The 9,105-nt window shown below is 68.1% G+C and carries 9 protein-coding genes; 6 read left to right on the top strand and 3 right to left on the bottom strand.

The window, feature by feature from the left end; genetic code table 11:
• Nucleotides 1-47 precede the first annotated feature (47 nt).
• The 5 genes from AB7E83_RS27785 (at nucleotide 48) to AB7E83_RS27765 (ending at nucleotide 5,566) form a co-directional block, all read left to right on the top strand.
• A complete protein-coding gene (locus tag AB7E83_RS27785) occupies nucleotides 48-1,133 on the top strand; it encodes an NAD(P)H-dependent flavin oxidoreductase (protein ID WP_428574719.1) in 1,086 nt (361 codons plus the stop codon).
• A 108-nt stretch (nucleotides 1,134-1,241) separates the two neighbouring features.
• Complete coding sequence (locus AB7E83_RS27780; protein ID WP_428574717.1) at nucleotides 1,242-2,165, top strand: LysR family transcriptional regulator; 924 nt, start codon at nucleotides 1,242-1,244, stop codon at nucleotides 2,163-2,165.
• A 67-nt stretch (nucleotides 2,166-2,232) separates the two neighbouring features.
• Complete coding sequence (locus AB7E83_RS27775) at nucleotides 2,233-3,408, top strand: thiolase C-terminal domain-containing protein (protein WP_428574715.1); 1,176 nt, start codon at nucleotides 2,233-2,235, stop codon at nucleotides 3,406-3,408.
• A gap of 3 nt (nucleotides 3,409-3,411) precedes the next feature.
• Complete coding sequence (locus AB7E83_RS27770; RefSeq protein ID WP_428574713.1) at nucleotides 3,412-3,822, top strand: Zn-ribbon domain-containing OB-fold protein; 411 nt, start codon at nucleotides 3,412-3,414, stop codon at nucleotides 3,820-3,822.
• A gap of 52 nt (nucleotides 3,823-3,874) precedes the next feature.
• The gene (locus AB7E83_RS27765; protein ID WP_428574711.1) at nucleotides 3,875-5,566 is read left to right on the top strand and encodes an AMP-binding protein; all 1,692 of its coding nucleotides are present in this window, start codon (nucleotides 3,875-3,877) and stop codon (nucleotides 5,564-5,566) included.
• 9 nt (nucleotides 5,567-5,575) lie between these two features.
• On the opposite strand, the gene hslU is transcribed toward AB7E83_RS27765, so the two are convergent.
• The 3 genes from hslU to AB7E83_RS27750 all read right to left on the bottom strand — a co-directional run bounded on the left by hslU (nucleotide 5,576) and on the right by AB7E83_RS27750 (nucleotide 8,719).
• Entirely contained in the window at nucleotides 5,576-6,883 is a 1,308-nt protein-coding gene (hslU, locus tag AB7E83_RS27760; protein WP_428574709.1) for an ATP-dependent protease ATPase subunit HslU, read from the bottom strand.
• Nucleotides 6,880-7,425, bottom strand: coding sequence for an ATP-dependent protease subunit HslV (hslV, locus tag AB7E83_RS27755; protein WP_428574707.1), 546 nt, complete (start codon nucleotides 7,423-7,425; stop codon nucleotides 6,880-6,882). Before hslV ends, hslU begins: the two co-directional genes overlap by 4 nt.
• A gap of 136 nt (nucleotides 7,426-7,561) precedes the next feature.
• The gene (locus tag AB7E83_RS27750) at nucleotides 7,562-8,719 is read right to left on the bottom strand and encodes an STAS domain-containing protein (RefSeq protein ID WP_428574705.1); all 1,158 of its coding nucleotides are present in this window, start codon (nucleotides 8,717-8,719) and stop codon (nucleotides 7,562-7,564) included.
• Between AB7E83_RS27750 and AB7E83_RS27745 the strand changes: the two genes are divergently transcribed.
• On the top strand, nucleotides 8,718-9,105 hold a 388-nt coding region (locus AB7E83_RS27745), incomplete at its 3' end, for a hypothetical protein (RefSeq protein WP_428574703.1). The genes AB7E83_RS27750 and AB7E83_RS27745 overlap by 2 nt on opposite strands.

Genomic DNA, 9,105 nt, shown 5'->3' with positions numbered 1-9,105 from the left:
CCCCCCAGCCAAAGATCACCGCTACCGGAAAACGAGGAGCCGATTTCGTGAAAAGCATCCGCACGCCGCTTTGCGACCTGTTCGATATTCAAGTTCCCATCCTGCAGGCGGGCATGGGCGGCGTCGCGTACGGACGCCTCGCCGCGGCGGTGTCGAATGCGGGCGGCCTCGGCTGCATCGCCGCCATCGACGGCACACCCGAAACCGTGGAGGAGGAGATCCGCCGCTTCCGTCAACTGAGCAACAAGCCGCTGTGCGTGGATATCGGGTTCCCGCGCCGCGCGCCCACGGGACTGGCCGACGTCGAGGTCGTCGACCTGCCCGGTCCGATCAAGCAGCTGCACAAGGAGCTGAAGGCGCTCGGCGTCGAGGTGAAGCCCTCGCACGACCAGGCGATGAGCATCGAGGATGCGAAGCTGAAGCTCGACATCGCGCTCAGCTACGGCGCCGAAGCGATCGCGTGTGCGCTCGGCACGCCGAAGTGGGTGGTCGACACCTGCCACGCGAAAGGCACCAAGGTCATCGGCCTCGTGGGTCGCTCGCGGCACGTGCGCAGCGTGATGGAGGCCGGCGCCGATGCGGTGGTCGTGCAGGGCACCGAGGGCGGCGGTCACACGGGTGACGTGGGCCTGCTCGCGCTGCTCGCGGAGACGCTGTCGTTCACGACGATTCCGGTGATCGCCGCCGGCGGCATCGTCAACGGCGCGCAGATCGCGGCGGTGCTGACGCAGGGCGCGCAGGGCGTGTGGCTCGGAACCCGTTTCCTCGCCAGCGAAGAGTCGTCGGCCGAGGACAACTTCAAGGCCGCCGTGGTCGAAGCGGGCCACGACGCGACGGTGCGCACGCCGATCTTCGACGGCCTGCACATCCGGTCGCTGCGCAACCGCTTCATCGACGCGTGGGATGGCCACGAGAACGAAATGCTGGGCTATCCCCGCCAGCGCCTCGTGACGTCTCCCGTGCGCTGGGCCGCGTCGCGCGCCAACCTGAAGGACTACATGAACATGCCGGCCGGCCAGGGCGTGGGCCTGGTCAACGAGCGCGAAAGCGCGGCGAAGATCCTGGCGCAGCTGGTAGACGAGACGGTGGCGGCGCTGGAGTCGGCGCGCGAGCGCATCCGCATCGGCGGCTGAGCGTCGCGGACGCCGAGCCGGGGCATGGGACCTTTCCGGTGTCGTGCCTTCGCTTTACCTTCGGTTTTTTGGCTCGCGTCGCAAGCGGAGCGACGCTAAAGTCGGCGCATGGGCTCATTCAACAAGATTCATCTGGTGCGCCAGGTGGATCTCTTCACGCTCAAACTCTTTCTCGCCGTCACCGAAGAGCGCCAGGTGTCCCGCGCGGCGGCCCGGGAAAACCTCGCCCCGTCCGCCGCGACCAAGCGCATCCAGGACCTCGAGGAAATCCTCGGCGCGCAACTCTTCGACCGCACGCCGCGCGGCGTGCTGCCCACCGCCGCCGGCCGCGTGCTCGCCCGCTACGTGACCCAGATCTTCGGAACTTTCGAAGACATCCGCCGCGACTTCGAGGAGTTCACCGATGGCGTGCGCGGCACGATCACCGTGTGCTCCACGGGGGGCATCATCAGCACCTACATCGCCCGCGAGATGGCGGAATTCGCCGGCAACTTCCCGCAGGTCGACATCGACCTCAAGGAGTCGACGAACGCCGGCGTGATCCGCACGCTCGCATCCGGCGACGCGGACGTCGCGATCTACGTCAAGCTGCCGGGCGAGGACTTCGACGAGATCGAGATCACCGACTACCGCATGGACCGCATCGTCGCGGTGGTGGCGCGGGGCCACCCGCTCGCCCAGCGCGGACCGTTGCGGCTCACCGAGATGTTCGGGCACAACCTCATCGCCATCGGCTCGCACACCACGCTGATGGGCCAGGTGCGGCGCGCAGCCGACCTCGAAGGCATCGAGTTCAAGCCGAAGTACACCGTCAACAGCATCTACTCCGCGACGGCCCTCGTGCGCATGAACCATGGCGTGACGCTCATGCCCGACGGCCTGCTGTCGGCGGCGGATCTGGAACACGTGCAGATCGTGCCCATGGACGAGCCGTGGGCCAGCCGCAAGGTGGTGCTCGGCACGCGCCGGGGCCGCACGCTCTCGGTGGCGGCGCGCAACTTCGTGGCGCAGCTGACGTCGCCCATCGGCTGACGCACTCGAACACCGACCCTACACTGCGCCTTTCGCAGCATCTTCACGACCATCACGGGACACCCGCTTGACCTCCGCCAGCATCGTCGGGATCGGCCAGACCGAGTTCTCGACAAACTCCGGCCGCTCCGAACTGCGCCTTGCGCTCGAAGCCATCCTCGCGGCGGTGGCCGACGCGGGGCTTTCCGCGCGCGACATCGACGGCTTCGTGCGCTACACCTGGGACAACAACAGCGAGGCGATGCTCACTTCGTCGCTGGGCCTGCCCAACGTGCGCTACTACGGCGAAGTGGAGCACGGCGGCGTGAACTGCTGCGGCGCGGTCGCGCAGGCGGCCGACGCGATCGTCGCCGGCCGCGCCTCGTGCGTCGTCGTGTACCGCGCGCTGAACGCGCGCTCGGGCACGCGCTACGGCCGCGCCGACCGCTATTTCACGAGCACGGGCGGCGACACCGTCGTCTCGGGCCGCGAGCCGCCCGGCGACATCTACGGCGCGCCCTTCGGCCTGCTGGTGCCGACGCAGTTCCATGCGTTCTACGCGCGCCGCTACGCGCACGAATACGGGCTGAGCGACGAGCAGCTGACCGAACTGCTGGGCAGCATCGCCGTGAGCCAGCGCGAGTACGCCAACCGCAATCCGCGTGCGTTGCTGCACGACCGCGAGCTCACCATGGAGCAGTACCGCGCTTCCCGCATGATCTCCGAGCCGCTGCGCATGTACGACGCCTGCCTGGAGACCGACGGCGCGATGGCGATGGTGCTGGTGCGCACCGAGCGCGGCGCGGCGTTCGCGAAGCCCGGCGTCGAAGTGCTCGCGGGCAACCAGCACATCCGCCGCCACTCGTTGCCAATGCTGCTCTACAACGACGATCTGCACGTGTGCAGTCCGCCGGAAGTCGCGGCCGATCTCTACGGCCGCGCGGGCGTGAGCGCGAAGGATGTCGACGTGGCGATGATCTACGACGCGACCACCTCGCTCGTGCCGATGGGGCTCGAGGCTTTCGGACTCGTCGAGCCGGGCGGCTCGCATGCATTCTTCACGTCGGGGCAGAACCGCCTCGACGGCCGGCTGCCCGTCAACACGCACGGCGGCCTGCTGTCGGAGGGCTACTTCCACGGGCTCAATACCATTGCCGAAGCCGCGCGGCAGCTGCGCGGCGACTCGCACAACCAGCGCAAGGACGCGCGCGTGGCGCTGGTCACCGTGCGCGGCGCGAGTTCGCTGATCCTGGGGAGGGCCTGAAACATGAGCATCCGTCCCGCCGACGACATCCTGCAGGAACCCTACTGGAAGCATCTGGCCGAAGGCCGCCTCGCGCTGCAGCGCTGCACGCAGTGCGGCACGTTCCGCCACCCGCCCAGCGAGATCTGCCATCGATGCCATTCGTTCGGCGTCGAATGGACCGAGGTGAGCGGCAAGGGCAGCCTCTATTCGTTCACCGTCGCGCGCCACTCCGTCCACGCCTCGCTCGATGCGAAGGTGCCGTACGCGATCGCGCTCGTCCAGCTCGACGAAGGCCCGCGCATCGTGTCCGGCATTCCCGGCGCGCTGGCGAAGGACTTGCGCATCGGCATGCGGCTCGCGTGCAGGGTGACGCCGGTCTCCGACGGCTTCGCGCTGCCGTATTTCCATCCTGTCTCCGAAGAGTCCACATGACGCCAAACGCACGTTTCGCGGGTTCCGCACGTTTCGCCTCGGAGGCGCCGTTGTGACGCTCTCCGCGAACCACCCGCCGCTGAAGGAGCGCACCATCGCGAAGCTGCTCGCCGGCCTCGCGGCCGCGCGCGGCGACGAAGCCTTCCTGCTCTATCGCGACAGCCGCTATTCGTACCGGGAAGCCGACGATCTCAGCACGAAACTCGCGCAGGGCCTGCATGCCGCGGGCATTCGCCACGGCGACCACGTCGCGGTGATGCTGGAGAACGCGCCGGAGGTGATGTGGCTGCACTTCGCGCTGGCCAAGATCGGCGCGGTCTGCGTGCCCGTGAACAACGCGGTGAAGGGCGACCTGCTCTCCTACTACTTCAAGCAGTCGGATTCGGTGGCGCTCGTGGTCGACGATGCCTACGTCGATCGCTGCGCCGCGGTGCAGGCGCAGTGCCCGCTGCTGAAGCTCGTGATCGCGAAGGAGAGCGAGGACGAGGTCTGGACCTACGTGCATGGCGACGATCGGCCGCCGATGCCGGACCTGGCGGCTTCGTTTCCGGATGCGCACGTCATGCGTTACGAGGAGGTCGCGCGCGGCCACGCGCATCTCGCGGCCGAGCATGCCGCAGCCTGGGCGGCGCGGGAAGAAACGAAGTACAGCGACATGCTGCACATCCTCTACACCTCCGGCACGACCGGGCCGTCGAAGGGCAGCATGGTGTCGAACGCGACGGCCATCGCGGTGTCGCTGAAATACCTGGAAAGCTACGGCTACACGACCGAGGACGTGCTCTACACCTGCCTGCCGCTCTTTCACGGCAACTCGCTCAACTGCACGGTGTTCCCCGCGCTGCTCGCGGGCGGCAAGGTCGCGTTGTCGCGGCGCTTCTCCGCGCGCAACTTCTGGCCGGAGGTGCGCAAGTTCGGCGCGACGCAGTTCTCCTTGCTGAGCGCGATGACCAACATCCTGTGGATGCAGCCCGAGTCGCCGCAGGACCGCGAGCACCGCGCGCGCCTGTGCCAGATCATCCCCACGCCGCCCTTCTTCGCCGAGTTCGAGAAGCGCTACAACATCCGCATCACTTCGCTCTACAGCCTGAGCGACTATGGCATGGCGTCGATGTACGGCCCGGATGCGCCGCGCGAGAAGTGGCGCTCGGCCGGCAAGCTCGTGCCCGAGATGTCCACCGTCATCCTCGACGACGACGACCTGCCCGTGCCCACCGGCACGATCGGCCAGATCTGCATGCGCTCGAACGAGCCGTGGTTCTCGCGGCAGGGCTATTACAAGATGGCCGAGGCCTTCACCAAGGCGTGCCGCAACCTGTGGTTCCATACCGGCGACCGCGGCTACATCGACGAGGACGGCTATCTCTACTTCGTCGACCGCATGAAGGAAGTGATCCGCCGCCGCGGCGAGAACGTGTCCGCGGTGGAAGTGGAACATGTGATCCAGCGGCATCCGTCCGTGCTGTACGTGGCCGTGTACCCGGTGCGCTCCGAGTTCAGCGAGGACGAGGTGATGGCCTCGATCGTCCTGAAGGAAGGCGCGGCGCTCGACGCCGAGGCATTGATCGCGCACTGCCAGCCGCAGATGGCTTACTTCATGGTTCCGCGCTTCGTGGAATTCGTGAACGAGCTACCCGTCACACCGAGCGGCAAGGTCGAGAAGTACAAGCTGCGCGCGAGCGCGGAGCCGCGGCTGGCGGACATCTGGGACCGCGAGAAGAGCGGGATCGTGCTGCAGCGGTGACAACCAAGCTCACAGGATGTAGCGCGACAGATCCTCGTCGCGGCTGAGTTCCTTCAGCCGTGCGTCGACGTAGGCGCCGTCGATGGCGATGCTCTGTCCGCCCAGCTTCACCGCGTCGAAGCTCACCTCGTCCAGCAGGCGTTCCATCACCGTCGACAGCCGCCGCGCGCCGATGTTCTCGGTGCGCTCGTTGACTTCGAACGCGATGGCGGCGAGGCGCGTAATGCCATCGGGCGCGAATTCCAGCGTGACGCCCTCCGTGGCGAGCAGCGCCTGGTACTGCTTCACGAGCGACGCGTGCGTGCTCGTGAGGATGGCCTCGAAGTCCTGCACCGACAGCGACTGCAGCTCCACGCGGATCGGGAATCGCCCCTGCAGTTCGGGAATGAGGTCGCTCGGCTTCGCAAGATGGAACGCGCCGCTCGCGATGAAGAGGATGTGGTCGGTCTTGATCGGCCCGTACTTCGTCGAAACCGTCGTGCCCTCCACCAGCGGAAGCAGGTCGCGCTGCACGCCCTGGCGCGAGACCTCCGCGCCGGAGCTTTCGCTGCGCGAGGCCACCTTGTCGATCTCGTCGATGAAGACGATGCCGTTCTGCTCGGCGTTGCGGATGGCCTCGGCGCGGATCTCTTCCTCGTTCACCAGGCCCGCGGCCTCCTCGTCCACCAGCAGCCTGAACGCCTCGCGGATCTTGAGCTTGCGCGACTTGCGCCGCTGGTTGCCGACCTGCGTGAAGAGCCCCTTGAGCTGCTCCGTCATGTCCTCCATGCCGGCGGGACTCATGATCTCGACCTGCGGCTTGGGCTCGGCCACGTCGATCTCGATGTCCTTGTCGTCGAGTTCGTTTTCCCGCAGCTTCTTGCGAAACGCCTGCCGCGTCGGGTTCGCCTCCGCGCTCGAGGTGCCGGGAAGGAGCGCATCGAGAATACGTTCTTCCGCGGCGTCCTCGGCGCGCGTGCGCACCTTGCGCATCTCGGCCACCCGCGTCTGCTTCACCGCCATCTCGGCGAGGTCGCGAACGATCGAGTCGACGTCCTTGCCGACGTAGCCGACCTCGGTGAACTTGGTCGCCTCGACCTTGATGAAGGGCGCATCCGCGAGCTTCGCGAGACGCCGCGCGATCTCCGTCTTGCCGACGCCGGTGGGGCCGATCATGAGGATGTTCTTGGGCGTGATCTCGCCGCGCAGCTTCTCGTCGACCTGCTGGCGCCGCCAGCGGTTGCGCAGCGCGATGGCCACCGCGCGCTTCGCCTGCGCCTGGCCGACGATGTGGCGGTCGAGTTCGGAGACGATTTCCTGCGGCGTCATCGAACTCATTTCGGCTCCCCGAGGACTTCGAGCGTGTGGTTCATGTTGGTGTAGATGCACAGCTCGCCGGCGATCTCGAGCGACTTCTTCACGATGTCGCGCGCCGACAGTTCGCTATGGTCGAGCAGGGCCTTGGCCGCGGCCTGCGCATAGGCGCCGCCGGAGCCGATGGCGACGATGCCGTGCTCGGGTTCGAGCACGTCCCCATTGCCCGTGATGATGAGCGAGGCGTCCTTGTCGGCCACGGCGAGCATGGCTTCGAGCCGGCGCAGCACGCGGTCGGTGCGCCAGTCCTTCGTGAGCTCGATGGCCGCGCGCACGAGGTGGCCCTGGTGCTTCTCGAGTTTGCCCTCGAAGCGCTCGAAGAGCGTGAACGCATCGGCGGTCGCGCCGGCGAAGCCCGCGAGCACCTTGTCGTGATAGAGCCTGCGGACCTTGCGCGCGCTGCCCTTGACCACGATGTTGCCGAGCGTCACCTGCCCGTCGCCACCGATGGCCACCTGCCCGCCGCGCCGGACGCTGAGGATGGTCGTGCCGTGAAACTGTTCCATCGAAGAAGGATGGGGACGGCGAGCCACAATGCAAGAGTGCATATCGGGGCATCCGCGGAACCGGCTTTGCCGGGCCGCTGGATGCGCCCCCTCGAGGGGGGAGCGCCGTCAGGCGCTTCGGGGGTGGGTCGGTTCCTCAGTCCTGCCGCGCGATCACGCGGGCGTGTTCGCTGATGCCGATGACGTTGTAGAACGCGGCCACGAGGCGGTGGACCTCGACGAACTGGACCTGCCGGCCCTCGGCCTGGCGCGCGGTCACCCAGTTGAGCAGCGTGCCGGCCGCGGAGAAGTCGATGCGGATCAGTCGCGCGCAGGAGATGACCATGAGATCCGCACCCATGAGCTTCTGCTCGAGCAGGTCGAGCGCCGCGCTGGCGTCGCCGAGGATCTGGCCCGCGAGTTCGACCGTCGACATGTTCGACATCTGCGTCGAGGGCACGAGCGTGTCGCTGTAGCCGGCGCTCATGCCGGAGGTGAGCGAATCCCGGAAGGCATCGCCGACGATCGCGGGGCCGGCCGCGAAGCTGCCGTCGGCGGCGAGCGGCTTATAGTCGCACTTCGCGCTCTCCCACGACGGCGGGGACACCTCGTAGGTCACGCAGTAGTCGAGCGCGACGAGTTCGAACTCGTCGGGCCGGTGCATGACGCGAAGCACCTCCATGCGCAGCTTCCACCACATCGGGTTGACCGAGCGGTCGCCCGAGGGCGTCGCGTCCTTCAGCACCTGTTCGAAGACGTCCGCGCCGATGAAGCGCAACTGCACGCTCTGCTTCGCCCACTGGGCGAATGTCTTCGCCAGCGGCTCGATCGCGGCGTCCTGGATGGTCGCGAGCTTGGTCCAGTTGAGCCGCCAGGGCTGCGGCGCCTTGGCGATGGCCGCATTCAGCGCGGCCAGCGTCTGCGTCCCGAAGGCCGCCGGCGCCGTCCATTCGGCGAGCGCCTGCGGGCCGCCGCCGGGAGCGCCGCCGGCAGGCTCCCCGGCCGGGGCGGTCATGCGGCTCACGACCTCGGGCATCGAGAACCACTGCGGGGCGGAGCGGCCGAAGCGGCCCGCAAATTCGATGGCCGCGGTGTCGAAGCGCTCCTGGCGCCCGGTCGCGCGATAAAGGTCGAACAGCGTGAGCCAGGTCTCCTCGTGATTGACGCGCGCGCCCTGCGGCGCCAGCACTTCAAGCAGGCCCTGCTCCGCGCCGTCGTCGTCGCCGTTGGCGAAGCGGATCGCCGCCTCCTCGAGCTCGGGATCGTGCGCGAACTCGTCGACGTCGATCGCGAAGAGCTTCGACGCCGAGAACATGCTCTGCCCGGCCTCGGCGGATGCGCCGGCGCTGACCGGCGGCAGCACCTGCACCGGCATCCCGGCGATGGGCGAGCGCTTCGGCGCGGCCGGCGCGGGCGCGGCCGTGCGTGTCGTCGCCGGCGCTGCGGCGGCGGGTGGAGGCGGCGCCGGACGCGACATCGACGCCGCTTCGCCCCGTATCGCCGCAGGCTGCAGCGGCGGCGGGGTCACGGAACGCGACGGCGCCATGTCGGTGAAGTCGAGCATCGACGGCGGCTCCGTCGGCGCCGGCGTGTCCTTTTCGCCCGGCAAGGGCTGCGGCTCGGTGCGCGTGTACGCGGTGGGCTTCAGCGGCGCCGGCCCGGTCGGCCGCCCCATGGCCTCGGGCGGCCATTGGGTGGACA

The sequence above is a fragment of the Ramlibacter sp. genome (assembly GCF_050250995.1).
Taxonomy (GTDB): domain Bacteria; phylum Pseudomonadota; class Gammaproteobacteria; order Burkholderiales; family Burkholderiaceae_C; genus Ramlibacter.
Note: the sequence above shows the minus strand (reverse complement) of the source record. Positions and strands in the feature narration are given on the sequence as shown.